28 protein-coding genes are annotated in these 25,023 nt (G+C 48.9%); 15 read left to right on the top strand and 13 right to left on the bottom strand.

Features of this window, described 5'->3' with window-relative positions; genetic code table 11:
• Window positions 1-54: 54 nt before the first annotated feature.
• Window positions 55-3,276 carry an ABC transporter permease gene (locus B3S86_RS05825; protein WP_290750233.1) on the bottom strand — a complete coding sequence of 1,074 codons (3,222 nt, stop codon included), beginning with the start codon at window positions 3,274-3,276 and terminating at the stop codon, window positions 55-57.
• 445 nt (window positions 3,277-3,721) lie between these two features.
• On the opposite strand from B3S86_RS05825, the gene B3S86_RS05830 reads away from it, so the two are divergent.
• Complete coding sequence (locus B3S86_RS05830) at window positions 3,722-4,195, top strand: hypothetical protein (protein WP_035408091.1); 474 nt, start codon at window positions 3,722-3,724, stop codon at window positions 4,193-4,195.
• Between the two features lie 65 nt (window positions 4,196-4,260).
• Here B3S86_RS05830 and B3S86_RS05835 read toward each other — a convergent pair whose 3' ends face one another.
• From B3S86_RS05835 to B3S86_RS05845, 3 genes are read right to left on the bottom strand one after another with little or no spacing between them, the layout of a single operon-like run.
• Complete coding sequence (locus tag B3S86_RS05835) at window positions 4,261-4,638, bottom strand: VOC family protein (protein ID WP_035408090.1); 378 nt, start codon at window positions 4,636-4,638, stop codon at window positions 4,261-4,263.
• A 17-nt stretch (window positions 4,639-4,655) separates the two neighbouring features.
• Window positions 4,656-5,819 carry an MFS transporter gene (locus B3S86_RS05840; RefSeq protein ID WP_290750240.1) on the bottom strand — a complete coding sequence of 388 codons (1,164 nt, stop codon included), beginning with the start codon at window positions 5,817-5,819 and terminating at the stop codon, window positions 4,656-4,658.
• Window positions 5,816-6,799, bottom strand: a complete 984-nt coding sequence (locus B3S86_RS05845; RefSeq protein WP_290750243.1) for an ROK family protein — start codon at window positions 6,797-6,799, stop codon at window positions 5,816-5,818. The genes B3S86_RS05840 and B3S86_RS05845 overlap by 4 nt, the downstream gene beginning before the upstream one ends.
• Before the next feature lie 259 nt (window positions 6,800-7,058).
• Between B3S86_RS05845 and B3S86_RS05850 the strand changes: the two genes are divergently transcribed.
• The 4 genes from B3S86_RS05850 (at window position 7,059) to B3S86_RS05865 (ending at window position 9,633) form a co-directional block, all read left to right on the top strand.
• Entirely contained in the window at window positions 7,059-7,964 is a 906-nt protein-coding gene (locus B3S86_RS05850) for a methyl-accepting chemotaxis protein (RefSeq protein ID WP_035408084.1), read from the top strand.
• A gap of 109 nt (window positions 7,965-8,073) precedes the next feature.
• On the top strand, window positions 8,074-8,562 hold the full coding sequence (locus B3S86_RS05855) for a GNAT family N-acetyltransferase (protein WP_056061282.1): 489 nt from the start codon (window positions 8,074-8,076) through the stop codon (window positions 8,560-8,562).
• Window positions 8,563-8,596: 34 nt separating this feature from the next.
• Window positions 8,597-9,175: a GNAT family N-acetyltransferase gene (locus B3S86_RS05860; RefSeq protein WP_290750246.1), complete on the top strand. Its 579-nt coding sequence runs from the start codon at window positions 8,597-8,599 to the stop codon at window positions 9,173-9,175.
• On the top strand, window positions 9,157-9,633 hold the full coding sequence (locus B3S86_RS05865; RefSeq protein WP_056061289.1) for a GNAT family N-acetyltransferase: 477 nt from the start codon (window positions 9,157-9,159) through the stop codon (window positions 9,631-9,633). Before B3S86_RS05860 ends, B3S86_RS05865 begins: the two co-directional genes overlap by 19 nt.
• 39 nt (window positions 9,634-9,672) lie before the next feature.
• Here B3S86_RS05865 and B3S86_RS05870 read toward each other — a convergent pair whose 3' ends face one another.
• Window positions 9,673-10,725, bottom strand: a complete 1,053-nt coding sequence (locus B3S86_RS05870; protein WP_035408076.1) for a C45 family autoproteolytic acyltransferase/hydolase — start codon at window positions 10,723-10,725, stop codon at window positions 9,673-9,675.
• Window positions 10,726-10,887: 162 nt separating this feature from the next.
• Between B3S86_RS05870 and B3S86_RS05875 the strand changes: the two genes are divergently transcribed.
• Window positions 10,888-12,594 carry a methyl-accepting chemotaxis protein gene (locus B3S86_RS05875; RefSeq protein WP_290750249.1) on the top strand — a complete coding sequence of 569 codons (1,707 nt, stop codon included), beginning with the start codon at window positions 10,888-10,890 and terminating at the stop codon, window positions 12,592-12,594.
• 142 nt (window positions 12,595-12,736) lie between these two features.
• On the opposite strand, the gene B3S86_RS05880 is transcribed toward B3S86_RS05875, so the two are convergent.
• Together B3S86_RS05880 and B3S86_RS05885 are read right to left on the bottom strand one after the other, a co-directional pair.
• Window positions 12,737-13,240 carry a DNA topology modulation protein gene (locus tag B3S86_RS05880; protein ID WP_290750251.1) on the bottom strand — a complete coding sequence of 168 codons (504 nt, stop codon included), beginning with the start codon at window positions 13,238-13,240 and terminating at the stop codon, window positions 12,737-12,739.
• Window positions 13,241-13,481: 241 nt separating this feature from the next.
• Window positions 13,482-13,799: a bacteriorhodopsin gene (locus B3S86_RS05885; protein WP_290750253.1), complete on the bottom strand. Its 318-nt coding sequence runs from the start codon at window positions 13,797-13,799 to the stop codon at window positions 13,482-13,484.
• A 72-nt stretch (window positions 13,800-13,871) separates the two neighbouring features.
• On the opposite strand from B3S86_RS05885, the gene B3S86_RS05890 reads away from it, so the two are divergent.
• The 6 genes from B3S86_RS05890 (at window position 13,872) to B3S86_RS05915 (ending at window position 18,918) form a co-directional block, all read left to right on the top strand.
• Complete coding sequence (locus B3S86_RS05890; protein WP_290750256.1) at window positions 13,872-14,312, top strand: VOC family protein; 441 nt, start codon at window positions 13,872-13,874, stop codon at window positions 14,310-14,312.
• A gap of 79 nt (window positions 14,313-14,391) precedes the next feature.
• A complete protein-coding gene (locus B3S86_RS05895) occupies window positions 14,392-14,721 on the top strand; it encodes an ArsR/SmtB family transcription factor (RefSeq protein ID WP_052019022.1) in 330 nt (109 codons plus the stop codon).
• Between the two features lie 19 nt (window positions 14,722-14,740).
• Entirely contained in the window at window positions 14,741-16,036 is a 1,296-nt protein-coding gene (locus tag B3S86_RS05900) for an arsenic transporter (protein ID WP_290750260.1), read from the top strand.
• 15 nt (window positions 16,037-16,051) lie between these two features.
• On the top strand, window positions 16,052-17,710 hold the full coding sequence (locus B3S86_RS05905; RefSeq protein WP_290750262.1) for an FAD-dependent oxidoreductase: 1,659 nt from the start codon (window positions 16,052-16,054) through the stop codon (window positions 17,708-17,710).
• A 108-nt stretch (window positions 17,711-17,818) separates the two neighbouring features.
• Entirely contained in the window at window positions 17,819-18,436 is a 618-nt protein-coding gene (locus tag B3S86_RS05910; protein ID WP_056061306.1) for a flavodoxin family protein, read from the top strand.
• Window positions 18,433-18,918, top strand: a complete 486-nt coding sequence (locus B3S86_RS05915) for a YusW family protein (RefSeq protein ID WP_290750264.1) — start codon at window positions 18,433-18,435, stop codon at window positions 18,916-18,918. The genes B3S86_RS05910 and B3S86_RS05915 overlap by 4 nt, the downstream gene beginning before the upstream one ends.
• A gap of 246 nt (window positions 18,919-19,164) precedes the next feature.
• Here B3S86_RS05915 and B3S86_RS05920 read toward each other — a convergent pair whose 3' ends face one another.
• The 5 genes from B3S86_RS05920 to B3S86_RS05940 all read right to left on the bottom strand — a co-directional run bounded on the left by B3S86_RS05920 (window position 19,165) and on the right by B3S86_RS05940 (window position 21,783).
• On the bottom strand, window positions 19,165-19,950 hold the full coding sequence (locus B3S86_RS05920) for an endonuclease/exonuclease/phosphatase family protein (protein WP_290750267.1): 786 nt from the start codon (window positions 19,948-19,950) through the stop codon (window positions 19,165-19,167).
• Window positions 19,947-20,477: a GNAT family N-acetyltransferase gene (locus B3S86_RS05925; protein ID WP_290750270.1), complete on the bottom strand. Its 531-nt coding sequence runs from the start codon at window positions 20,475-20,477 to the stop codon at window positions 19,947-19,949. Before B3S86_RS05925 ends, B3S86_RS05920 begins: the two co-directional genes overlap by 4 nt.
• A gap of 162 nt (window positions 20,478-20,639) precedes the next feature.
• On the bottom strand, window positions 20,640-21,116 hold the full coding sequence (locus B3S86_RS05930; RefSeq protein ID WP_290750273.1) for a hypothetical protein: 477 nt from the start codon (window positions 21,114-21,116) through the stop codon (window positions 20,640-20,642).
• Window positions 21,116-21,322 (bottom strand): helix-turn-helix transcriptional regulator, encoded by a 207-nt coding sequence (locus tag B3S86_RS05935; RefSeq protein WP_035408056.1) that lies wholly within the window; start codon window positions 21,320-21,322, stop codon window positions 21,116-21,118. Before B3S86_RS05935 ends, B3S86_RS05930 begins: the two co-directional genes overlap by 1 nt.
• Window positions 21,323-21,501: 179 nt before the next feature.
• Window positions 21,502-21,783, bottom strand: a complete 282-nt coding sequence (locus B3S86_RS05940) for a hypothetical protein (protein WP_290750277.1) — start codon at window positions 21,781-21,783, stop codon at window positions 21,502-21,504.
• 172 nt (window positions 21,784-21,955) lie between these two features.
• Between B3S86_RS05940 and B3S86_RS05945 the strand changes: the two genes are divergently transcribed.
• The 3 genes from B3S86_RS05945 to B3S86_RS05955 all read left to right on the top strand — a co-directional run bounded on the left by B3S86_RS05945 (window position 21,956) and on the right by B3S86_RS05955 (window position 23,796).
• The gene (locus B3S86_RS05945) at window positions 21,956-22,174 is read left to right on the top strand and encodes a hypothetical protein (RefSeq protein ID WP_155960153.1); all 219 of its coding nucleotides are present in this window, start codon (window positions 21,956-21,958) and stop codon (window positions 22,172-22,174) included.
• Window positions 22,175-22,307: 133 nt separating this feature from the next.
• Window positions 22,308-23,219, top strand: coding sequence for a PhzF family phenazine biosynthesis protein (locus tag B3S86_RS05950; protein WP_290750282.1), 912 nt, complete (start codon window positions 22,308-22,310; stop codon window positions 23,217-23,219).
• A complete protein-coding gene (locus B3S86_RS05955; RefSeq protein ID WP_290750285.1) occupies window positions 23,191-23,796 on the top strand; it encodes an HAD-IA family hydrolase in 606 nt (201 codons plus the stop codon). Before B3S86_RS05950 ends, B3S86_RS05955 begins: the two co-directional genes overlap by 29 nt.
• A gap of 39 nt (window positions 23,797-23,835) precedes the next feature.
• On the opposite strand, the gene B3S86_RS05960 is transcribed toward B3S86_RS05955, so the two are convergent.
• On the bottom strand, window positions 23,836-25,017 hold the full coding sequence (locus B3S86_RS05960; protein ID WP_290750289.1) for an MFS transporter: 1,182 nt from the start codon (window positions 25,015-25,017) through the stop codon (window positions 23,836-23,838).
• Between the last annotated feature and the right edge of the window lie 6 nt (window positions 25,018-25,023).

Consider the following 25,023-nt stretch of genomic DNA (forward strand, 5'->3'; position numbering starts at 1 on the left):
AACAGAGGCTACTCTCATTTACGTGTTACGAGCTAGATTTATATTCCGTTCATTTTAATCGAGTTCAACCTTCACTGTCGTATTCTTTGGAAAAGCTTCATCCGCAGCAAAGAGAACGAATACCTTCTGGTCATCAGGAACTTGATAGACTAAATCAACGGTTGACTTATATGGTGAGAGATACTGATAACTGTTTCTGAATGCTTTCTTATTATGATTAACGTAATCAACGGTTTCATATTCTTTTCCGTCGAGCGACGTCAATGTAAAGGTGCCAGGTCGGTAAATAGCATAAGCGCCTTTTACTCTATTATCGGGATCGTACATGACAACAGGAACCGTAACGAACCGATAACCGCTCTTTTCCTTTAAATCGAGTTCTTTCGGTGTTGGAATGAGTGATTTAGCATAGAACAGTTCAGAAGTTGCTTCCGGATCGCCCGGATACGTTTGGATGACTCCTTTCTTCATCAGTTTTTTAAGTGCTTTTTGATCGTCTGTTTTCTTGTCAGCGGATGTTTTTGTTTCCGAAGCCAAGTCTCTTAATTTTTGTCCGCTCGTCTGTTGTTTCGGCGACGCACTCTGTGGTGTAGTCGTCGAGGATTCGGTTGAGGCGAACAAGAACAGGCTCGCAACCCCGATACACAAGGAAGCAGCAATCGATCCGAGAACCCATTTGAAACGTCGTTCTGTCGCCTGTGTATTTTCAACGACACTACCGAGTGCCGCATTCGGTGTGATGCGGACGGCACGCTCGGCAGGAAGTAAGGCACCTAACAGACCCGTGATCACCGGAATCAAGAGCATGATGCTAAGGAAACCGAGCTCTTGAACCGGGAATTGTCCGTAAACGAAGCCGATCATCCCAAATGCTGTCAAGAGACCGATCACACCAGCACAGAGTCCTGTCATCATCCCTTCACTCAATACAAGTAAACGGATTTGCACGTCTTGCCAGCCCGTCGCTTTAAGAACAGCAAGCTGACTCTTGCGTTCATTAACGTTTTGCCACATGATCTCCGTCGTCGTCAGGATGGCGATCAGTAGAGCGACACCCATCGCGACGTAATGCATCGTGCCGACTTCAAGCGCGACATATTCTCCGAGCCACGTTGCGTACAAGACGCCTTTGAGTCGGAACGTGATGAACAGGAAGAAGATGAACAGACTCGTCGGTAAGGCGATCGCGACGACCGAGAGTCCTGTCCGTTGCCAGTACGTGACAAGCTGATTGGTACTCATCCCAAGCACGCCACGCGCGCGGACGAAACGACGACCTTTTGAGACTTCACCAGAACGCATGCTTTCATACGGTTTGATGCGTCGGATGAGCGTCATCGGTACGAGCGTTCCACCCCAGTAAATGAGTAAACCAGCAAGACCGATCAATAGAATCCGATCGATTGCGATCGGGTTGTCCGTCGTGACCCAGAACGAACCGAGAATCGTCCAAGCAATCAAGACGACAAGTGTACCAAGTATTGTTGCTTCGATGAACAGCAGTTTCGAGAGTTGACGCGGACGCCAACCGAGCGAAAGTAAAATCGCAAACTCTTTTTTTCGCGTATACAGCAAGATGATATTCGAGCTGAAGACATAGACGAGTGCGACGGCGATGACACTGGCGATGATGCCGCTCATCCCAACTTTTGCTTCCTGAAAGATCGCAATCGACGAGCCGAGCTTAATCCACGGTTGCTGAACCCAGCCAAGCGCTGATTCGTCTTTTAGCCCCGGTAAATAGGTCAAAGCGAGTTGCGGCGAGGAACCAAGTGTCACATCCGTGATTAGACCTGTCTTCTGTTCGATTTCTGTCGCCACTTGTTGGAGCTTTTTCTCGCTAGCAGCGTTCATTGTCTCGACACCTTTGACGTTGACGCGGATGGCAGAGATTGCTTTGTCGCCACGAATTTTAAACGCAGCATCGAGCGTCGTCAGCATCGATGGTGGTTTCGTCAGGAAATCATAAGGATCATTCGTTGGTTTAACGTCTCGGACCGGATTGACGGGACGTTCATTCTTGTCCATCACCCACTGGGCTTTTGACGGGAAGTACGTCTCCATCGGCAGTTCTGTCAGCGGGTCTTTCGAGATATTCAATTTCTTCGGATCGAAGACCCCGATATAGTTTAAGTTGACTTTGGGCCAATCCACGCTATCTTTTCCAAACATGCGCGCTTCCCGGTACATGCTGCGTTTAGCGAGCAAGGAATCTTGGTCGACTTGTTTTGGTTGGACTTGATAGGTGAACGGCCAACGTGAAGCGTAAGGACTTTTGATCGAACGGTAGTCGATCGGAGACGGTTTTAAGGCAATCCATGTAAAGGAATTGCTGTTCGTCTCTTCAGCGGTCGGTAACGTGTGTTTCAAAATATCATTGACGAGCTTCTTCTGGACATCTTGTGTCGTGATCGTATAACGTTTCGCATCGCTTGTCGGTAAGGAGTCTAAGTATTCTTTTCCGCCTTTTTGTTCGACTTGTTGTACCATGTCGTTGATGGATTTCTTTTTAGACGGAAGCTCGACTTTTTCGTACGTGTAGATCCGCGTTGCGTCCACGTATTCACGATTGTTCAACAAGATTGGGATTTGAACACCGTCTTCCCCGAACGAGATGACCTGATCATCTTTTGAAAAATAGTTACTATAGGTTCCTTTTGTCGTCGCTTGGTCCAAGCCGACGAGTGCGGCTTCCGCTTCGGGATCAACCCCTGCAATCATGACTTGGCTCCCATACTCAAAAAGTGGCTGCTTTCCAAGGAGGAGGGGAGACACCCCTGATTTTTTTGCATCCCCTGTGGGTTCCCATCCTGCTGCTAAGTAGGTGACCCCACTCGATGATTCGTTTTGTAATCCGGTATCTTGCGTATCTTTGATCGTCAGTTTATAAATCCCTTCTTGATCGATCGTGTGCGTACCGACACTCGAAACTGTTTGATTGTAGCCGATCATCGCGATCGGGGCAACGACCTCGACGTCAGTGACTTTTTTGATCGTCTCGTATTGTTTGCGGGTGATCCCACCATCGAGACCACTCATATAGTTGGGCTCAAGTAACTTCAAGTCTTCCGTTACGCTCCGGCTGCCTTCCGGGCGGACGACGATGTCGTAAGAAGATCCCCAACGCTTTTGTAGCTCATCGACGACAGTCCCGTTATTGGCTTGCGTCGTACCGATCAAATAACTCAGTCCGGTACTGACGATCAGGACACCGACGAGCAGCAGGATGAAGCGCTCTTTATTGCGCCACCAGGAATTCCAGATGAACTTAAGCATCGGCAAAAACCTCCTGCGTTTGAATGTACGGTCTCGTTATTAACGGATTTCGATGAGTCGATCTTGCGTTAAGCATCGACTGAAGTGAAGTATGACTGAATGCGTGTAACGAATTGGTCATACGTAAAACCTCCTTAATGACGATTTAAATTCCATATGTAAGTAAATAAATCCAATACCTACCTAATTATAACCATAGATAAAATGAAATGAGAAAGTTAATAACTGAAAAATTAGTCAATTTACATATTTACCAAATAAATGGACTAGGATGAGCGACTGTTTTTCTGAAATGTAATGGATGAATTATTAAACGAACGTTGTCAATGTTTTACAGAACTATACGTTATGTTAAGATAGGTGAATCGAGCGATAAAGACAGTAGGAACCTCAGTTCATAGAGGCTTTTACTGTCTTTTACTATTTTCGAAAGGGGGAGGCATCTATGAAAAAGCGAGTATTGCAGAAAATGAAGGCAATTCTGTTGATGAGTCTTCATTTTGGATTCATCTATTTATTGATGAATCCAGTGAACCTCGGGAGTGTTGAAGAAAATCTGTTCATGACGATCTTCGTTCTGATCGAGGTCTATGTCGTGACGGTCTTTTATACGAGTTTGATTTTTTTAGGGATCGGGACACCGCTATCATTAGGGATTGAATATATCGTGAGTCAGCAAAAGCATAAGCGTAGATGGTCGATCGTCCTGCACCTGCTGTTAGGAGGAGTTCTGACATTATTAATTCTTCTTCTATTTGGCATCTTGCCACCATTTTCAGCGTGGATGGATACGGAGATTCTATTGAAAGTAATCTTCTTATTGTTCTACCCAGTAGGGTCTCTTCTCGTATTTGAACGAATGATCAATCGTCGGAAGTCTGCTCGTCAAGAGAAATACCAACAAGCAGAAAACAATTGAACAGTCATCGACCGACAAACAATCCCTCACTCTAATCAGAATGAGGGATTGTTTCGTTTCATCTATTAGACCGTCAATTCAATCACATTACCTTCCGGGTCCGCGATCGTACTTTCATAATACCCGTCACCCGTCGTCCGAGGACCGTCAAGATGTTGTATACCTTCATCCTGTAACCGAGCTGTCCAGTCATCGACTGCTTGTTTACTGCCGAGCGAAAAGGCGAGGTGGGCATAACCGAGCGCATTCATCGTCCGTTCCGTGATATCCGTCCGTTGCATCAATTCAAGACGCGCACCACTCGAGAACGTCAGGAAATATGACGTGAACCCTTTCATCGGATTATGATATCGCTCGCCTGTCGTAGCATTAAAATGTGTTTCGTAGAATTGACGCATCCCTTCCAGATCTGCCACCCAAAGGGCGATATGTTCAATCTTCATCTTCATTCCTCCTTTTTTCAAGACGCTTTTGCCAATCGCTGTCTGAATAACATCCGGTTCAATCCTTCCGTAGCGATCAGCATCAAGAAGATGAGACTGATCGTGAACCAATGGAACAACGATAAGGAGTAGGACGTCGCCAGCCATCCGAACAATGGCGGCATGAAGGTACTACCGGTATAGGCGAATGCCATTTGTACCCCCATCAGCCGTTGCGCCGCGGCCTTCCCGAAGCGAACCGGCGTCTCATGGAGCATTGCCGGATAAATCGGTGCGAGACCAAGCCCGACAAGTACGAAACCAAGCGGCATCCAGGCAGCAGGTGCGAGGATGAAACAGGTGGCTCCGACGAATGCCGTCCATTGACCGACACGAATCAAACGACGATTCGACCAGCGCAGCGATAGAAAACCACTGATGAAGCGCCCCGCGGTGATACTTCCGTAGTAGACGGAAATCCACGTCGCTGCTGATGTTACGGAAAAGGACCGGACTTGGACAAGATAACTGCTGCCCCACAGCCCGACGACCGCTTCGGCTCCACAATAAAAGCAGAAGGCAGCGAGAGCGGCAATCAATCCGCGTGGTTTTCCTGACGACGTACTCACGGTCTGAACCTGTTGAGACACATGTTTCGGAGCCCGCTTCCAGAGGGGTAAGCTGACGATTAAGACAATCATCAAGACGAGTTGCAATGCGCCGACGACGAGGTAACCAAAACGCCAGCCGGAATCGAGCAATACACCAGCCATGATGAGCGGACCAGCCGTCGCACCGATGCCCCAGAAGCAATGGAGCCAGTTCATATGATGCGCTTGATAATGCGTGGCGACGAAATGATTCAACGCCGCGTCGACGACTCCAGCGCCCAGTCCAAGCGGAATCGCAAGGACGAAGAGCCAAATCAAGGACGGAGCAACGTAAAAACCAATCAATGCCAGAGCAGTCAAACCGGCAGAAGCTGCCGTGATCGGACCTGTTGAATAACGTTCGATCAGTCGACCGCTAAACAGACTCGAGACGATCGTTCCGGCAGCGATCGTCATGAAGAGCCAACCTGCCATGTCGAGCGAGGCGTCGAGATCGAGCCGCATCACAGGCCACGCCGTACCGAGTAACGCATCTGGAAGACCAAGACTGATAAAAGCGAGATAAATCAAAGGTAATAGTAGACGGGTCATCGGGCGAGACCTCCTAACGGAATTTGTTCAATGAATGACTGGATGCTGAGTTGCATCAAACCATCTAAATAATCGGTTTCCCAGTCGCCTTTTCGCAACTGAGGTAATTTGCTGAGCGGAAAGCGCTTGGCGCATCGATCCGTCAATCGAGCTAACCCGTCATCCGAGACATCTGACGCTGCGAACAAGATAACATCCGGATTTAAGGTGGCGCTAAACGAGAGGATGATTCGACTTAATGCCTCATACCAGTCGTCAGAGTGTGGTGTAGTCGTCGCGAGGACTTGTCCGACATTTCGCTTGTCGTCAAACGGGATGAACGAGATCTCTCCAGCGAAGTGATGCGCTCCGTGGACGACATGACCTGAAACGGCGACACCGGCTCCCGGTCCGTTCGTTCCGAGATACATATAGACGGTCGTCTCGTTATCAGAAGCTTGCGCACGGACCGCAGCGTTCATATCATTTTCGACGATGACGGGTCGCCCGAACCGTTCAGTCAGTTCTTGTTGTAAGGGGCGACCGTCTAGCGTCGGATAATCCGGGGCGAATAGGATTGTGCCGGTCGTATCAACGGCACCGGCGACACCAATCGCAAGCGTCTGAATACGTGGATGATCATTAAGTAATGCTGTCAGCGTGCTCAATAAAACAGATCCATGATCCGTCGAATCGAAGTTCAGGCGATCCGTTGCGATCACATGTCCACCGACGTCGTGGATGCGATACTGCAGATACGTCCGTTCGAGATAAAGAGCGAGTCCGTGAAAGTGATTCACGCGATAGCGATACCGTTTTGCCGGACGACCACCGCGAACCAATTCAAGTGGTGTCTCTTCAATTTCCCGAGCAGTGATCATCTGATCAATCTGTTTGCTCGCAGTCGGAAAACTGACGTCTAGGACGTTCCGAATCACCGGAATCGTATCGAGATGGTCGATCAAAAAAGCGTGACGCGTACGAGAGAGGACTTCAGTCAAAGGATAAACCTCCAATTTGGATTACTTATTAAAATATTTTAATAAGTTTTGATTTAAGTATAGCAGGTCGGGAAATATAGACAACAAAAAGAGGAAAGAAATAAATCCACTGAAAATCATGTTTCATTCTTACTCTCTCTGGATAATAATAAAAGAAGTGAAAAAATTTTAGTCATATATCTTTAATTCATACTATTCCGATTTGTAATATCTTGGATAGCCTGTAACGGGAGGTAGATGGCGAGAGGAGCTTGTAATCATGACCACACAACTATCAACCGACCTAGGATCCCAAGATATTGTAGCCTCCCTGCGCGATAACGTCGCGATGATTCGATTCGATCGGCAACGTCGTGTCGTTGATGTCAATGGCTTGTTCGCGAAGACGATGAAATATAAACGAGAAGAGATGATTGGGATGCAACATCATCTATTCTGTACGACGGAGTTCGCAATGAGCGACAATTATCAAGCATTTTGGCAGAAGCTTTTCAGCGGCTTCAGTACGGCGGATAAAATTGAACGGATCGATGCGTATGGTCAATCGATTTGGCTAGAAGCGACCTATATGCCGATATACGATGGAACAGAAGTGACCGGTGTCTTGAAGATCGCCTCTGATATCACCGATCGTCAGCAGACGATTCAACAATTCGCGACTTCGTTTGATGCGATCGCCAGTGATCTGAACACGCGGTCGACGCATGGCGAGCGGGAGAGCAAAGCGTTACGGCAAACAATCGAGCAGATGGCTGAGACGACCCGTGATAACCATCAGACGATTGAACGCTTGCAGCGCCAGGCGCAAGATATCGCCCAAGTGACCGAGACGATTAAAACGATCGCGTCCCAGACGAATCTCTTGTCACTCAATGCCTCGATTGAAGCAGCACGAGCCGGTGAACACGGGAAAGGGTTCAATGTCGTCGCGACAGAGGTCCGCAATCTCTCGAAACTCGTCGAGCAAGCCGTCGTTGATGTCCGGCAAACGACACAGCGAATGAACGATGAACTACAGCGGATTGCCCGTGCGATGACGCAAGCAACGACCGATGCACAAGCAAGCGTCATCGTCGTTGCGGAAACGGTTGATCGTTTCCATGACGTGCAGAGTGCAGCATCGTCGTTAACGGAGACAGCGCGAGATTTTACAAAAGCAATTTAAGTGAGAGACGGCATTCCGATAAACGGAGTGCCGTTTTGTATAAAAAGTACCCCTACACTTTGGAATAATATGTTAATATACTACAAAACGAAAAGGGAGCGAATTTCTGATGAATATCCGTACTGCCCGCCCTGACGATTTTCAGGCGTTGATTCCGCTATTCCAACAAATTCATGAGCAGCATGTAGCTTTACGCCCCGATCACTACCGTCCGCACGAGATGCCGGTTTCGGAAGACTTATTTTTGTCGCAACTCGACCGATCAGATTTCGAAATCTTCGTCGCGGAATACAAAGGACTTGCCGGTGTGATCGTCTTAAAGGAAGATATCATCGAAGGGAGCGGCTTCGTCTTCGATAAACATTACTTACGGGTCATCAGTCTCGTCGTTGCGGATACGCATCAGAAGCAAGGCGTAGGCAAGCGATTGATGCAAGCCGCTTACGCGCATGCGGAAACAATTGGTTGCGACCGGATCGAACTCGGCGTCGATGACGCCAATCAAGAAGCGATCGCCTTTTACGAGGCACTCGGAATGTCTGTCCGCTCAAGACGGATGGAATGGAACGTGACGTCTAGCAGGGAAACGACGTCGTGACGTCAAACAACAGTTACTAGAAAGGGGAGAGGTCATGTTCAGGTTACAAGTGTCCGATCACGTATCGCTTCAATTGTTCGAACGGCACCATGCGGAGACATTATTCGCCCTTGTCGATGCCAATCGCGCACATCTTCGCGAATGGCTCGGTTGGGTTGATAGTACAACAGATGCCATTACATATCAGGAAGTAGTCATCCCAGCATGGCTGCAACAGTTCGCCGATGGCAACGGCTTTACGTGTGGCATCTATCTTCAGGAGGAGCTCGTCGGAACGATCGGTTTGCATGCAATCGATCGGCATCTCGGGCAAACGTCGATCGGCTATTACTTAGGAGAAAAAGGACTCGGGAAAGGTGTCATGACGGACGTCGTCCGGTTCGTCACGCATTATTGTTTCGAGACGCTCGGCTTGAACCGCGTCGTCATCGAGTGTGCGACTGGAAACGTCCGGAGCAGACGGATCCCGGAACGACTCGGGTTCACGGAAGAAGGCGTCTTACGGGACGCTGAGAAATTGTACGGGACTTATCACGACCTCCAGGTCTATGCGATGTTACGACGGGACTGGACGAAAACGCAGGAGGTAGCAGCATGCGCATCGAGCCAATGAAACAAGCGACCTATGAGGTGTATCTACCCGTGGCAATCGAGGAATATGCGGCAGATAAGTGTCGCGCCGGTACGTGGTCAGAGAACGAGGCGCATAATAAGTCGACAGATGAGTTTGCGACGTTGTTGCCTGAAGGTCTGAAAACGAAGGATCATTATTTGTTTACGTTTCGTGACGAGACAGACAGCGACATTGGAATGGTCTGGGTTCACGTAAAAGAAGAATCACGCGGACGTTCCGCTTTCATCTTCGATGTCAAGATTACGTCCGATAAACAAAACCAAGGGTACGGCAAAGAAGCACTCCGATTACTGGAAGTGATGTTAAAACGGATGAACGTCAAAAAGATTTCGTTACACGTCTTCGCGCATAACGAACGGGCGATTCATGTGTATGACTCGCTTGGGTATGAGAAAACGGATTATTATATGTCGAAACGACTAGACGTTTCCCAGTAAAAAGATGCCTCTTGCGCAAGCAGGAGGCATCTTTTTCGTTTAACGCCATGTCTGAAGTGTATTTGCAAACTGGATGGTCGTCTCAAGTTCTCCTGTGATTTCACTTGCTGTGAAGTCATTGCCGGCGAGCCAGTCAGCAAAGTCGAACGTGACCGGTTCCTGATCACCACCGAGCGCGAACCATACCTTTAACTCTTCCGGGAAGTAGGCAGACGTATGGATCGTTCCTGCCCACTGCGCATATAAATCAGCGAAGACGCCTTTATCAGTATCGTTCAAGAGTCGGAAAGCGGATTCCGCATCTTGAATCATATGTTGATGTGTCTTTAGCTCCATCATCCGACGTTTTGAGTCATCCAGGTGATAGCGGTTTTCGTGCTGTAGCAAATCGAAGTGATTGGTACACATGTTCGATTCCCGCACTTGGACGTCGCGTGCCGTCGCCTCGATGACAAACGAACGCGCGGATTTATCGTGGACGACGTACGTGAACGATCCGCGATGTGGAATCTCTTTGACGAGTGAGATCGCATCGTCGACCGACGTACACATCTCGAGGATGATCCGTCCGATCATGAAGCTGACGAATCCATCTCCCGGCCGCCGACGATTGATGAAGTTATAACCCATCGCAAGACCATGTTCGTTCATCCCATCCATCCGGCCTGTCACCCGTGAAGCCGGACCGATGATCGCTGAACCACCATCGTTCGGTTGAAAGACGGAAAATCGTCCGTCATATGTCATCGGATGATAGTCATAATTGCGAACGAGGAAATTATCACCGGTCATGATTGAACAACCGCTTTTCGGTCCTTCGACCCGGTAATGTCCGAAATGGAGTAATGTGTCTGGCAATGATAGTTCGAGTTCATCTTGCAGTCCGAGCAACTCGTCCCAGATGTGCGGAGCATACCGAAGGAACATCTCCTTCGTCTCGACCGGATCGACTTGAAAGCGAGGAACACGGATTTTCCAGTTGTCCTCTCGGTTATGGAGCAACTGATTTCGTTTGACGTAACGCCCTTGTTCGCGACCGAACTCATAATGACTGCCGCGGAATTGCGTGATTTCATTGGCTACTCGTTGCATGGGACTCATCCTTTCTTCAACTGCTGTATGCTGATTATATCGAACGCAAGGGAGAAAGTCGTATGGCAAGTCTTTACTAAAGCACATCTAAAGTATGGGAATATTGAAAAAATAGTCAACTTTTTCAATCCTGAACCGATAACAAAAACGGGAGGGGATGGAATGAAACATATGTCAGTCAGACGGAAGATACAAGCTTTGATCGCAACAGCCGTCGTTGCGATGCTACTCATTGCGGGAGCAGGACTCTATTTCTTGAACCAGATGTCAAACGCTTCCCGAGCGATGTATCAGGAGAACTTGATTCCGATCCAAGAAGTGGCACAGATTCGGATCGATACACGGGCTCTCGATTCCTTTTTAGTGGAGATGATCCTAACGAAGGATGAAGCACGAATCACGGAACTCCAAGCCGATATCGATACGCGACAGGCTCAGATTCGATCGTCGGTCACGAAGGTTGAAAAAACGGGACAATTTGATGCGCGAGAAAAGAAACAACTCGAGGAGTTGAAGGATAATGTCCTCGCCTACGACAACTCGATGACGCTCGTTCAAGATGCGGCGACACGAAATGAAGAGGAAGAAGCCTACACGGCGTATTCCGATGGTTTGGAACAAGTCCGGGATAACGTCGCGAACTCGGCAAAAGCATTAATGGCCTCAATGACGAAACAAGCGAAGATGTTAGATGCCCAGAATCAAGCGGAAAAACAAACCGCCTTTTACTTAATGCTCGGTATCTTTTTACTGGCGGTCCTCTTGTTTGCAGGACTTGCCTTATACATCACACGTCTCATCACGCGTCCGATTCGTCAACTGCAGGGTTGGATGAATCAGTCAGGTAAAGGTGACTTGACTGTCCGAGGTCACTATGATTCGAAAGACGAACTTGGTCAATTGACGACATCGTTTAATGAAATGATCGCCTCACAACAACAAGTCGTCCTTGAACTGACGGGAACGGCAGACCGCGTCGCCGTTGCGTCGGATGAGCTTAGCGTCAATGCGGAATCAACGACGAAAGCAACAGAGATGGTCGCTGTGACGATGGAAGAGATGGCAAGCGGTGCAAGTCAACAGCTGCATCAAGTGTCCGATGCTTCACGGACGATTGAAGAGTTGACGACGTCCGTCCGCTACGTCGCCGGCAATGCGCAACAGATGACGCAACGGACGACAGACGCGATGGAAAAAGTCGCACTCGGGGGGAAGGTCGTCGGATCACTCGGAACGCAGATGGGACGTATTCAAGAAGACGTGTCGCGTCTCAGCCAAGTCATTGATGGTCTTGGCAACCGATCACAGGAAATCGGTCAAATCACGGATTCGATCAAAGGTGTCGCGGCACAGACGAACCTCCTCGCTTTAAACGCAGCAATCGAGGCAGCACGCGCTGGTGAACAAGGACGCGGATTTGCCGTCGTCGCAGCGGAAGTCAAGACGCTTGCGGAACAATCGGCGGTCTCGGCAAAACAGATCGAGTCCTTGATTCAGGTCATCCAACAAGAGACAGAAGCATCGGTCGCCTCGATGGAGAAAGTCTCGACCGAGATGACGAGCGGGATTGCCGTCGTCGATCAGGCAGGGAAATCCTTCTCGGAAATCGAGACAGCGATCACCGACGTGACAGGGCACGTCGAAGATGTGTCCGGCGCCGTTCAGGAAATGGCGGCAGCGAGTGAACAAATCGCTTCTGTCATGCGGACGATTCAAGCGGTGACGGAAGGAACCGCTGCTGGGACACAAAACATCTCCGCTTCGACCGAGGAGCAGATGGCGTCGATGGAAGAAATTTCGTCTGCATCGCAATCGCTCGCGACGATGGCGGATGATTTAAAACAAGTCACAGGCAGATTCAGCGTGTAAGATATTACACTACGACCATGAGGGGTAACCGTCATGGTCGTTTTTTTATTTGTGGTAATGACTGGAAAACGGGCAGGAGAGTAAATTTGTTTCGTCGTATGTACATCACTAAGGATGACGAAAGGTAACAGATGGACGGATGTTATGAAAGTGATTGAAGAAACTGTTTGACAGCGCGGCGGGACCGCAAATGAACGATTTGTTTATCGGACGTCGCTTTAAGCGTTGAAAGGATACTCGGTCGCTTATCGATCGGAAACCGCCAAATCCATTTCAGAAAATCAAGCGACAGTTTCTCGAGACAGCCTGCCGCCATATCCGGTCGGCCGGTCTTACGATAGCGCAAGGTCCGTTTCAGCGCACGGTACAGACAAAGCGTCCGCGGCAGATCAAGGAAGATGACCGTATCAGCGGCATCGATTCGTAAGTCAAGCGTTCCACCGTAATTACCGTCGATGATCCATGTATCACGCGATATGAGTGTTTGTTGAATCTGGCGTTGTTCCTCACGCGAAACCGCCTCCCAGTTCGGTCGCCACAATAAGCTGTCGAGGTGATCAACGGGATAACTTAGTTTTTTGCCCATCTCGCGGGCAAGCGTCGATTTACCAGACCCACCAGAACCAATCAGGATGATTTTTCGCATCATAGACCTCCTGTTTTTTGTCATAGGAATTGATCATACCACGGTTTTCTAGTCGAGGATAGAACGAAAGGAGTGAATGAGATGGTACCAAACTTCATAATCGAAGGCATGACGATTGTTTTTCTATTTCTCTTACTGGGATGCAGAACAAGCGTATCTGAAACAAAGCTTTATGAATCGGTGTCGGGTTATCTTGAGCAGCTTTTGTGACATTCGTAAACAGCAGTTAAGTGATATATAACTAAGCGATACAACTGATGACATATGCCCGAAGACTAAGTTGTGTGAAGTCACCCGCTAGATTGATAGACGATTCACTGATGTAGCCACCGGTGATCATGATGATGTCGGCGATGACGAGTTTCGTCAACAATGCGCGTCCTTTCCCTTCTTTTAATCCAAGCAATACCGGAATCTTGATCAAGAGGAGCGGGGTCGTCACGAGCCAGTCGATGTAGAGGATTTCAGTCAGAAAGCCATCAATTTTCGATAATGATCCGGAGTCACCAACGGCTTGTTTCATGAAATAGCAACTGACGATACAAACTGCAGACACCACGTCGAAACGCTCTAGATGTGCTTTCTATCAACGTTTTGAAAACATTTTGACACACTGGAGGAGGAATGACGGATGCCAATTAAACGAACGGATCATATCAGTCTGAACGTCGTGAACCTAGAAGAAGCGATTCACTTTTTTTCGCTTTGCGGGCTCGAAGTACGTGGACGATGGGAAATGGAAGGGAAGTTGCTCGATCGTTTGTTGAATCTAGACGGGGCAAAGACGGACTGTGTCGCTCTTGGGTTACCAGGTGAAGCAATCTGGCTCGAACTGGTTCGGTTCAAACGACCAGTTGAGACGTCCACTGTCGTTCAGCCCGTTTATTCCAGTGGATTGCGTCATCTCTGTTTTGAAGTGACAGGACTCGATACACTCCTCGTACGGTTAGCGAATCATGGATATCAACCGATTGGGGAAGTCGCGAATTACGAAAATGAGTATCGCCTATGTTACGTAAGAGGACCTGAAGGTGTGATCATAGAGCTAGCAGAAAAAATCGATTCCGTATAAACACGGGATCGATTTTTTATTTCTTGTTGTATAACCAAATGGTTATATTATATCCTGATGAAGAAAGGACGGGAAACTCATGACACGATTTGATCCAGAAATAGAAACGATGAGTCAGTATCTCAAAGGGTTAAGTGATCCGGTACGGCTGGATATCTTACGTCGATTACAGGTGCGCGAACACTGTGTCTGTGATTTGACCGCGGCATTCGATATTTCACAACCCGCGATCAGTCGACATTTAAAACGACTTCGAGAACAAGCGATCATCTCCGAACGCCGCGATCGGCAATGGATCTATTATCGCTTAAATCGGGAACATCCTTATTACGGTCAACTGGAATGGATGCTAAGACGGCTGGATACAGCAGATGTGCGCTCCAGTTCCTGTACCGTATTAGAAATCTAACAGAAATGAAGTGAATTAATTGACAGCATCACAATGGCTTGCGATCGGAATATTTCTGATCACCTTATTTTTGATCATCAAACAACCGAAAGGGCTCGGCATCGGATACTCGGCGATCGGGATGGCGATTGTCGCACTTTTAACGGGCGTCGTCGAACTGGGAGACGTCGCGACCGTCTGGGGGATCATCTGGAACGCGACGTTCACCTTCATCGCCTTGATCGTCATCTCGTTGATTTTAGATGAGATCGGTTTCTTTGAATGGGCCGCGTTACATATGGCCCGAATCGCCCGCGGTGGCGGTCTTAAACTATTCATCTACATGACGTTACTCGGTGCCCTTGTCTCGGCCTTGTTCGCGAATGATGGGGCTGCCTTGATTCTGACACCGATCGTCCTCGCGATGGTCCGTCACTTGAAGTTACCGGATGCGGTCGTCCTGGCATATGTCTTCGCCTCCGGCTTTATCGCCGACACGGCAAGTCTTCCGTTCGTCATCTCGAACCTCGTCAACATCGTTTCGGCGGACTTCTTTCACATCGGTTTTACAGAGTATGCGGCACGGATGGTCTTCGTCAACGTCTTTTCGGTCGTTGGTAGTCTGCTTGTCTTGTACTTCTATTTCAAGAAGCAGATCCCGAAAGTCTATGCCGTCGAGGATTTGGCGAAACCGACGTCTGCGATTCGCGATATGCGGATGTTCCGTGCTTCATGGATCGTCCTTGGCTTGTTGCTCGTCGGATACTTTACGAGTGATGCGATTGGCATTCCGGTCAGTCTCGTTGCTGGCATCATCGCTGTCTTTTTCTTATTCCTGGCGCAAAAATCACCGAGTGTTCCGACGAAGAAGGTCCTTGCCGGTGCCCCGTGGGCGATCGTCTTCTTCTCGCTCGGTATGTATATCGTCGTCTACGGTCTGCGCAATGCGGGACTGACGCAAGTCCTTGCGGAGTTGATCGAGTGGATGGCGACGAACCTCGCATCGGCGACGTTTGGAATGGGATTCCTTGCCGCTCTGTTGTCTTCTGTCATGAACAATATGCCGACCGTCATGATCAATGCGTTGTCGATCGAGCATACGGCAACGACGGGAGCGATTCGTGACGCCTTAATCTACGCAAATGTCATCGGTAGCGATCTCGGTCCAAAGATCACGCCGATCGGAAGTCTTGCAACCTTACTGTGGCTCCATGTCTTGCGCTCGAAAGGGGTCCGGATTGGGTGGGGACAATATTTCAAAATTGGTACCGTTTTGACGATTCCGACGCTCGCCATCGCGTTGCTCGGACTCTACATCAGTTTATTACTCTATTAAGAGGAGGACATGAATATGGCGAAACTACTTATCATCGGCTCGGTCGCTGCCGGCACATCAGTTGGGGCGAAGGCACGCCGTAATAGCGAAGACTTAGAGATCACGATCTACGACCGGGACGAGGACATTTCCTATTCCGGTTGTGGGATTCCCTATTTCGTCGGCGGTGAAGTCGCTGAGCTCGATGAATTGACGCCACGCGACGCAGCGTTCTTCAAGAAACGTTACAACATCGACGTTAAGACGCGTCATAACGTCGAAGCGATTGATCACGAGACGAAGACAGCGACGATCCGTCATCTGGATTCGGGTGAGACATTCACGGATACGTACGATACGCTCGTTTTCGCGACTGGTGCCTCTAGCATCATTCCGCCGCTACCGGGCGTCGATCTCGAAAACGTCTTCCCGGTCCGTAACATCCGTAATGCAGATGCGATTCGTCGGTACGTCGACGCGCAAGCTCCAAAACGTGCTATCATCGTCGGCGGTGGATTCATCGGACTCGAGATGGCGGAACAGTTGACATATCGCGGAATCGAAGTGACACTCGTAGAACGGTTGACGCAAGTCATGCCACCGCTAGACGTTGATATGGCAAAACGCGTTAGTGACCATCTTGAAGCGAAGGGCGTCATCTTGCGACTCGGTGAGTCCGTCGCTTCGTTCGAAGGGGAGAAAACGGCTCGTGCAGTCGTTCTTGCAAGTGGCGAGACGATCGAGACGGATCTCGTCATCCTGTCAGTCGGTGTCAAACCAAACACGCAACTCGCACAAGAGATCGGTGTGACGATTGGGCAGACGGGTGCGATCGCCGTCAATCGACAGATGCAGACGAACATCGAAGGCGTTTATGCGGTCGGCGATGTCGCCGAGAGCTTTTCCGTCATCACCGGTCAACCCCTTTACCGCCCGCTTGGTTCGACAGCGAACAAGATGGGGCGGATTGCTGGGATGGTCATCACTGGTGAAGCGATTGAACACCGGGGAATCCTTGGAACGGGAATTTTTAAAGCATTCGATTTGACGGTCGCCCAGACCGGATTGACTGAAAAAGAAGCCCACGACGCCGGGTATGATATCGAAGTGTTACACAACATCAAGCCGGATCGCCCGGAATATCTCGGCGGGAAAGAAATGGTCATCAAGGCGATTGCAGATCGGAACGATGGTCGTGTCCTCGGTGCCCAAATCGTTGGTCCGCAAGGGGTCGATAAACGGATTGATGTCCTTGCGACCGCAATCAGCTTCAAGGCAAAAGCGGAAGACTTATTCCATCTTGATCTAGCCTATGCGCCGCCATTCTCGACGACGAAGGACCCCGTTCTTTACACCGGGATGGCCCTCGATAACGCAATCAAACAAAACGCACGCTTGAAAACACCGAATGCTTTGATGGAAGAGGTCGCTAAGGGTCAGGTCTTCCAAATCATCGATACGCGCTCACGCGCTCAGTTCGAGAAGAGTCATGTCGACGGGGCAATCCATATTCCGCTCGGTGAGTTACGTGAGCGGGCGAAGGAACTTGATCCGACGGTACCGACGATCGTTTACTGCAATAAAGGTGTCACAGGAAACGCGGCACAGAACGTCTTGAAGAATCTCGGGTTCAGGGACGTCTGTAACTTATCCGGTGGCAATCAAAACTATCAACACATCAAGTCATGTCTCTGACAAGGAAAGTCTTCGCGAAAGCGGAGGCTTTTTTTGTTTACTTCGGATTAGAATCAGGAAAGGATTAAGGACGAGGAACATGTCAATTCAAAAGGGGAGGATGAACGGATGGTACGCGCTTTATTTTTGAACTGTACTTTAAAAGCATCACAAGAACCATCGAACACGGAAGCGTTGATTCGCGACGTGATTTCGTACTGGGAGCATGAGGACGTCGATTCAGAAATTGTTCGAGTCGTCGATCATCAAGTCGCATTCGGTGTGACGGAAGATGAAGGGAACGGCGACGAATGGCCGGCACTCTTCGACAAAGTCAAACAGGCAGATATCGTCGTCATCGGGACGCCGCTGTGGCTCGGTGAAAAAAGTAGTGTCGCGACACAAGTCATCGAACGGTTATACGGGGGAAGTGGCTTGACGAACGACGTTGGACAAGCCATCTATTATAACAAGGTCGGTGGTGTCATCGTCACCGGCAACGAGGATGGGGCGAAACACGCGTCCGCGTCGATTTTATACGGTCTGTCGCACATCGGATTCACGATTCCCCCCAATGTCGATGCGTACTGGGTCGGTGAAGCGGGACCTGGACCGTCTTACATCGAAGCCGGACGTGACAATGACTTCACGAAACGGCATGCCCAGTTTTTAGCTGCCAATCTTTTGCATCTTGCTCGGCTATTGAAAGCGCACCCGATTCCAGCAGAAGGGAATGTGATGGAATGAAGAGAGGATATGTTACAGGATACGGTGTTGCGACCTTATTTGCGATGAGTCTAATGGTAGCAGGATGCGGGAACGACGAAACGGCGTCGGACAAGGTCGAGGACGGATCTACAAACTCGAATACGACCGACAATACGATGAAAGATAAGGATGCGGTCACGAAAAATGCAGATACGGATTATGGATTCACCAGTTTATCGATTGAAGCGGACGTCAACGGGGATATGGACGCAATCGACATCAGCTATGACCGAGAGAATGACGGCACGGAAGCCGAATACCAGTATAAAGATGAAAACAAACGCGGGGACGCGGCGATGACGGAACTCGACGCGAAGTTCAAGAACTTAAAAGTAGATGCGGATACATCTGAGAAAGATGTCATCGCGGAAGTGGAGCGTGTATTTGCGATTCAAGATGCGTCCCGCCTCGAGGTGGAGATCGACTTCTCGGACGGAACAGAAAAAGAATACAAAAAATAAACGACGGGGCTGACTCACATGTCGTCCTCTAAAGATAAGGGTGGCAGAATGATGATCTGCCACCCTTATCTCGTAAAAAAATGACGCGTCACACGCCACTCCTACAGGAAAAAGCGTATTATGCGCTGTCAGAGACAAACAAGACCCGCTTTCCTGCTTGAATGAAGCAAGAAAACTGGCTTGTGTCTCGCCTGAGGAAAGGGCGTAAAAAGACGCGTCATTCTTTTTTGAGTCAGCCTCGTCGTTTTAGTGAATCGTCATATGAGCGAGGACCCCATAATGATCACTTGGTATGACGTGATGGGGCAGTCGTTCATGTCCGATCAATTGAACGCGTTGTAAGGTTACTGGTGCCGGTGATCGTTGACACAGCAACCAATCGTACCGGGCAGGTGTCGTGATTCCGTCATTCTTTTTAGCATACGAATTCGTCATAGGATCAAGAGTCACAGGAGCAAGTTGACCGGTCCGCATGGCAAAACTGTCAGCGAGATCGACCCACTCCTTAAGCGTTGCTTGATGCAGAGAAGAATTTGGACAATCATTAAAGTCACCACCAAGGAACTCGACCGTCGCGTCATCCGTCTGTGAGGCAATCCATTCGTTGACGAATCGAAGTTGATCGAGTCGAATGTCTGAAGCACGCCAGTTGAAATGAATGTTCGTCACGGCAAAACGAACACCTTTAATCGAAAACGGAATCCGAATCGCACAGTGATGATTGATGTTTGCTGTCGCGGCGGCACTCGAATCCGTTCGCTCAAACGGCAGTTTCGTTAAAATGGCAAGTCCTTCATCCGGTGAATCCATATAAGGATCCATCATCCAATAAGGATAACCGGTCGCCTCTGCGAGATGTTCGGCGATTGAGACGAACGGTTCATCCGGATGAAACGTCGACATCACTTCCTGCAGAAGAAGAACATCCGGTTGATGCTGATTGATTTCCGCACACAATGCCGCAAACCGTTCCTGACGCTTGTATGGATGATGCCAAATGTTATACGTCGCGATCGATAATGAGAAACTCATAACGCTAAGCCCATCAGGACAGTATCATAATAACAGCCGTCCGACAGCAACCGATCGTGGCGTAGTCGTCCTTCTTCTAGGAAACTGTGACGTTGGTAGAGTCGGATCGCCCCGTGATTCGTCTCGACGACTTCGAGTTGGATTTTCAGAAGCGACTGCGTCTTCGCCCAAGCGATCATCCGGATCGTCAATTGGGTGCCGATTCCTTGTCCCCAATCCGAACGCAGGACCCCTAAGCCGAACGATGCTTTATGGGCAAAGCGCTTTAATGCAAATCCACGACACCTGGCGTAAGCAATGAGTTGTTCCTCCCGTTCAACGACGAGGATTTGATCCGGAACCGATGAATTGTGTAACTGATCAACGAAATCGGTCGCCGTCATCACGTCCTCACCAGGCATCCGGTCGAAGTACTCCGTTTCCGCGTCAAGTGCTTGACGTAGTGCAGCAAGTGCTTCAGCATCACTAAGACGAGCCGGACGAATGTGGTAACGTTGCGTATTAAATGAGTGGTGCGTCGTCTGCATATATTAGCCTCCCATCTAGATAGAATATGCCAGCATTGTGGTATTGTTGTCGGATTGTAATCGGTCACATGTATATGCTAGGGAAACGGTGTATCACGAATAGGGTCAACTGACGGACCATCCGGAGCAGGCGCAAACTCAATAGTCCTTCGTCAAACGATGTTAACGGCGAACGTGGACGATCCAAGCGGTCATATAGGTAAGGGTTCCAACCGATAGGACGAGCGCGATCGCATAAAACGGAAACGAAGGATACCGTTCAAGTAGTGGCTGTTCAAATAAAAAGGCAATCATCAGGATAGGAAGACTGATCAAAAAAGCAACGTACGCTGCGCGGGTCGCCTTACCAGTGATGAGGGCTTCTCGTTCGTCCGAGTCAGAGAATTCTGCTGTTGACGTCGACCATTTTGAAAATGACCGGGAGCGATCCGTTCGTGAGAAATAGCCAATGCATGAGACGACAATAGCGATGATGATCAGTGGTAGCATGATGCTGAGATCGAGCTCAAACGACAGACCGGTACCGGATACAGGATCATCTTGAAATAATTGAAGTTTGTCATGAATCGCACTTATGAGAGACGCAGCTAAAAAATAGAGACAACAATTTAAGACAGATTGGGTTATGACGCGGTTCATCAAGACTCCTCCTCTAATTGAAATAATTCCTCTACTGGTCGATCGAAGACGCGAGCAATTTGCATTGCGAGTAGTAAGGATGGCGTATAGCTGCCTTTTTCAAGCGAGATGACGGTCTGGCGTGTCACGCCGATCCGTTCAGCGAACTGTTCCTGCGTCCACTTCTGTTGTTGGCGGTAAATCCGGACTTGATTCGTCAGCTTCATCCAGCGACCTCCTTTCCAGTTGTTTATATTGTAAAGTCTGTTTTACATTTTGTAAAGCGAACTTTACTTTTTGGATGAGAAAAAGCCAATGAATCAAGACGATCCATTGGCTAAGTCGTAAGCGATACATTCAAATTGGTTTATATTGCAATGGGAATGAAGCGAGCCATTTGCAAACATTACATGATGTGCGGCGTTACAATGATGGCTACGAGACATACGAACGTCGTAATGACGTGATGTCGTCGTAAGGACAAGGGAAGCAAAACAAGCCCTGCGATCGTGACACCGGTAACAATCCATCCTAAAAGAAATTCCGTGTCATGGGAAGCGATCGGAATACTCAATAGATACGCTGTCGCGTGCGGAAAGTAGCCCAGTGTTTGAAAAAGGATCCCGCTAAAAACACCAATCAATAGCAAACCAATCGAGAGCTGAAACCGTTTTTTGGATTTAATCATATAGATGCTCCTCATCTGTTTTTTGATGCACGACTTCGTGATCGGTGCGTCTACCTTCTAGTCATTCGTCAAAATGAATCGAATTCCTGTCTGTTATCTTTCTCGGAACTTTATCAAAAATCCTTGCTTCTACGCACCAATCGGAATATTCAGATAATAATCGGGTATCATCATGAAAACACCATCGCCGATTCAGTGGAAAGGAGAAGAGAAGATGATGCCTGAACTGATACCGGATGACCGGGAGCTCGAACGAAGGATTCGAATCGTCCATCTGTTGCGAAAACTGGGTAAGACAGACGAAGCAATTGCAAGGTCCCTCTATGTACCGATCGAATGGGTCCAGTCGATTTATGAAGAAGACGACTGGCAGCAAATGCAATCATCCTAAGGCAAGGGCGTCTCGTCCTTGTTTTTTCATCTGTTCTGTTAGACTTATTTTATAAAAATGAAATCAGCATGTCAGAAATCAAAGATACATAACAACACGGTGCGTGATCTGAAAACTGGACAGGAGGAGACAGATGATTGAAATATTGCACTATGATGTATTTACGACGACACCCGGAACCGGTAATCCAGCCGGAGTCGTGTTATCCGCCGATCGATTGTCGGAGCTTGAGATGCAACGGATTGCTCGAACGAGTGGATTCACGGAAACGACATTCGTCCTCTCTTGCGAGCAGGCAGATTATCAAATGCGTTTCTTTGCACCAGAACGGGAGATGGACTTGTGTGGACATGGTACGATCGCTGCATTGACGGCGATCGATTCACACATTGGTGTACCTGCAACATGTCACATCAAGACAAAATCAGGTATCTTGCCTGTGATTCGATTAGCGCATGGCATGTTTCGTTTACGACAAGGGCGACCTTGTCTGCACCCATTTAATGGTGACGTTGAGGCAGTCTTAGCATCGATTGGATTAGAAATGAAACATTTAGATGAACGATTTCCGATCGTTTATGGAAGTACCGGGAATTGGACGCTTGTGTTGCCGATTCGCCGTCTCGTCGATTTTCAACGGATGATGCCAGATCATCAACAATTTGCATCCGTTTTGGCTGACTATCCTCAAGCATCGATTCACCCCATCTGTTTCGATACATATGATGCGCAGGCGACTTTACACGGACGTCACTTCTCAGCAACGGGATCAGGCAGCATTGAAGATCCGGTAACAGGAACGGCGAGTGGTGTGATGGGTGTCTACTACCGAAAATTCATGAAGCCATCCGTCTCAGGAACGATGATCACTGTCGAGCAAGGACATGAGATAGGACGATCAGGTCAGGTAAAAATTCATGTCTCCGGTGAAGGACTTAATCACAACGACTGGAAGGTTGAGATGGACGGGCAAGCCGTCTTTGTTGGTGTAAAGAAAGTGGGAGAGGAAGAGGCAGATGTTGAAACACTTCATTTGGGATTTTGACGGCACCTTGTTCGATACATATCCGGTGTTGATCGATATTTTCGTGGACATGCTCGAGAGCGAGGGGCAATCGGTCGATCGAGAACGTGTCGCTGAGTTGATAGCGATCTCGGCTAAGACGATGTATGAGGCGTTTGCGGTGTCCGAAGCATTCATTACGAACTACAAACAACAAAAGGCGACGATCGAGCGCGAACGGTCCGGTCCGTTTCCGGGAATTCATGAATTGCTTGAGACATTATCGGCAAGTGGTGCGACGCATCATATCGTCACCCATCGTGGAACATCCATTCATGCGTTGCTTGCAAAACACGAATTGACGCATCATTTTCAAGACATCCTGACTGCAGCACATGGCTTCGTCCGTAAGCCGGATCCGGAAGCTGTCACGTACTTGATTAATCGGCATCAGATGGCTCTAGACGAGACGATCATGATCGGGGACCGGGAACTCGACGTCTTAGCGGGACATCGTGCGGGTATTGCCACATGTCTGATCAACGAACGACCAAATGAGACGGTAGCGACCTATACGGTGCCGACGCCTGAACAATTACACGAACGATTGCTGACATAACGACAGCCCCGCTTCCAGTGATGGGAACGGGGCTGTTTTTTAAGAAGACAAACGATCGGTTTCAGTTACTTCAGTGCGTGGTGCATGCCAGAAGTATGTCAGTAAAATACCGACCGCAAGCATCATCGTCGCGAAATAAAACGGATAGTTGAGGTTGACGTCAAACAATAATCCGCCGACGATCGGTCCGAGAATATTCCCGATACTCGTAAACATCGAGTTCATTCCACCGACAAAACCTTGTTCATCCCCGGCAATCTTCGAAAGATAGGTCGTGACGGCAGGTCTCATCAAATCAAAGCCAACGAAGACGACCATCGTCACGAGAATGATCGAGACATAGTTCGTCACGAACGTCATCAAGACGACGAGCAACGTCGAACCGATCAAGCTGTAACGGATCAAGCGAATCTCGCCGAACCAACGTGTCAAACGATCGAACAGCCCGACTTGGACGATGACGCCGACAATCGCACCAAGGGAGATCGCAAGCGCGATATCTTTCGCCGTGAAACCGAACTTCCGGTCAACGAAAAGCGCGAACAAGGACTCGAACGAGGCGAGGCCGAACGACGAAATCAATAGGACTAGGAAAGCGATGAAATAGAGTGGACTAAATACTTTCCGAAAACCCGTCTGTTGTTTGATGGTCGTCGCCTCATAATGACGGTTAGGTTCCTTGAGCGTAAAGATAGATAACACCATTGCCGTCAGACCGAACGCGGCAGCAAAGAAGAACGGCGTCCGCGTGCCGAGGTCAGCAAGGAACCCGCCGATCCCGGGTCCGATGATGAAACCGGTCGAGATGGCGGCAGACATATAGCCAAGCGCTTTCGGACGGGTTTCGTTCGTCGTGATGTCAGCGATGAAAGCGGTGACAGCTGGCATGATGAAGGCCGCACTGACACCACCGAGAATCCGCGACGCGAACAGGACTTCGACCTGTTGACCGAGACCGAACAAGAGCTCAGACATGCTAAAGATGAATAAACCGATAATGATCATTGGCTTGCGTCCGTACTTATCGACGGCACGTCCTGCAAGCGGGGACAGAATCAATTGCGCGAAGGCGAAGGCAGATACCATGTAACCGACCGTCGCCCCGGAAATGCTTAACTCATTCATGATCGTTGGTGTGACAGGAATGACGAGTCCGATTCCGAGAAAAGCGATGAATAAGTTGAGCAGGAGTGTACTTAAAATCAATGTATTGTTTTGCATAGGTCA

Origin of the sequence: Exiguobacterium sp. UBA3968 (assembly GCF_002385115.1) — a bacterium.
Taxonomy (GTDB): domain Bacteria; phylum Bacillota; class Bacilli; order Exiguobacteriales; family Exiguobacteriaceae; genus Exiguobacterium_A.

Excerpts from the sequence above, each read along its gene's own strand:
- B3S86_RS05910 (WP_056061306.1), top strand. The coding sequence starts at position 17,819 with ATGGTACGCGCTTTATTTTTGAACTGTACTTTAAAAGCATCACAAGAA.
- B3S86_RS05950 (WP_290750282.1), top strand. The coding sequence starts at position 22,308 with ATGATTGAAATATTGCACTATGATGTATTTACGACGACACCCGGAACC.
- B3S86_RS05835 (WP_035408090.1), bottom strand. The coding sequence starts at position 4,638 with ATGAAGATTGAACATATCGCCCTTTGGGTGGCAGATCTGGAAGGGATG.
- B3S86_RS05895 (WP_052019022.1), top strand. The coding sequence starts at position 14,392 with ATGACACGATTTGATCCAGAAATAGAAACGATGAGTCAGTATCTCAAA.
- B3S86_RS05890 (WP_290750256.1), top strand. The coding sequence starts at position 13,872 with ATGCCAATTAAACGAACGGATCATATCAGTCTGAACGTCGTGAACCTA.
- B3S86_RS05840 (WP_290750240.1), bottom strand. The coding sequence starts at position 5,819 with ATGACCCGTCTACTATTACCTTTGATTTATCTCGCTTTTATCAGTCTT.
- B3S86_RS05870 (WP_035408076.1), bottom strand. The coding sequence starts at position 10,725 with ATGCAACGAGTAGCCAATGAAATCACGCAATTCCGCGGCAGTCATTAT.
- B3S86_RS05955 (WP_290750285.1), top strand. The coding sequence starts at position 23,191 with ATGTTGAAACACTTCATTTGGGATTTTGACGGCACCTTGTTCGATACA.
- B3S86_RS05905 (WP_290750262.1), top strand. The coding sequence starts at position 16,052 with ATGGCGAAACTACTTATCATCGGCTCGGTCGCTGCCGGCACATCAGTT.
- B3S86_RS05875 (WP_290750249.1), top strand. The coding sequence starts at position 10,888 with ATGAAACATATGTCAGTCAGACGGAAGATACAAGCTTTGATCGCAACA.
- B3S86_RS05960 (WP_290750289.1), bottom strand. The coding sequence starts at position 25,017 with ATGCAAAACAATACATTGATTTTAAGTACACTCCTGCTCAACTTATTC.
- B3S86_RS05825 (WP_290750233.1), bottom strand. The coding sequence starts at position 3,276 with ATGCTTAAGTTCATCTGGAATTCCTGGTGGCGCAATAAAGAGCGCTTC.
- B3S86_RS05935 (WP_035408056.1), bottom strand. The coding sequence starts at position 21,322 with ATGAAGCTGACGAATCAAGTCCGGATTTACCGCCAACAACAGAAGTGG.
- B3S86_RS05860 (WP_290750246.1), top strand. The coding sequence starts at position 8,597 with ATGTTCAGGTTACAAGTGTCCGATCACGTATCGCTTCAATTGTTCGAA.
- B3S86_RS05880 (WP_290750251.1), bottom strand. The coding sequence starts at position 13,240 with ATGCGAAAAATCATCCTGATTGGTTCTGGTGGGTCTGGTAAATCGACG.
- B3S86_RS05945 (WP_155960153.1), top strand. The coding sequence starts at position 21,956 with ATGAAAACACCATCGCCGATTCAGTGGAAAGGAGAAGAGAAGATGATG.
- B3S86_RS05865 (WP_056061289.1), top strand. The coding sequence starts at position 9,157 with ATGCGCATCGAGCCAATGAAACAAGCGACCTATGAGGTGTATCTACCC.
- B3S86_RS05850 (WP_035408084.1), top strand. The coding sequence starts at position 7,059 with ATGACCACACAACTATCAACCGACCTAGGATCCCAAGATATTGTAGCC.
- B3S86_RS05930 (WP_290750273.1), bottom strand. The coding sequence starts at position 21,116 with ATGAACCGCGTCATAACCCAATCTGTCTTAAATTGTTGTCTCTATTTT.
- B3S86_RS05855 (WP_056061282.1), top strand. The coding sequence starts at position 8,074 with ATGAATATCCGTACTGCCCGCCCTGACGATTTTCAGGCGTTGATTCCG.
- B3S86_RS05925 (WP_290750270.1), bottom strand. The coding sequence starts at position 20,477 with ATGCAGACGACGCACCACTCATTTAATACGCAACGTTACCACATTCGT.
- B3S86_RS05915 (WP_290750264.1), top strand. The coding sequence starts at position 18,433 with ATGAAGAGAGGATATGTTACAGGATACGGTGTTGCGACCTTATTTGCG.
- B3S86_RS05940 (WP_290750277.1), bottom strand. The coding sequence starts at position 21,783 with ATGATTAAATCCAAAAAACGGTTTCAGCTCTCGATTGGTTTGCTATTG.
- B3S86_RS05920 (WP_290750267.1), bottom strand. The coding sequence starts at position 19,950 with ATGAGTTTCTCATTATCGATCGCGACGTATAACATTTGGCATCATCCA.
- B3S86_RS05830 (WP_035408091.1), top strand. The coding sequence starts at position 3,722 with ATGAAAAAGCGAGTATTGCAGAAAATGAAGGCAATTCTGTTGATGAGT.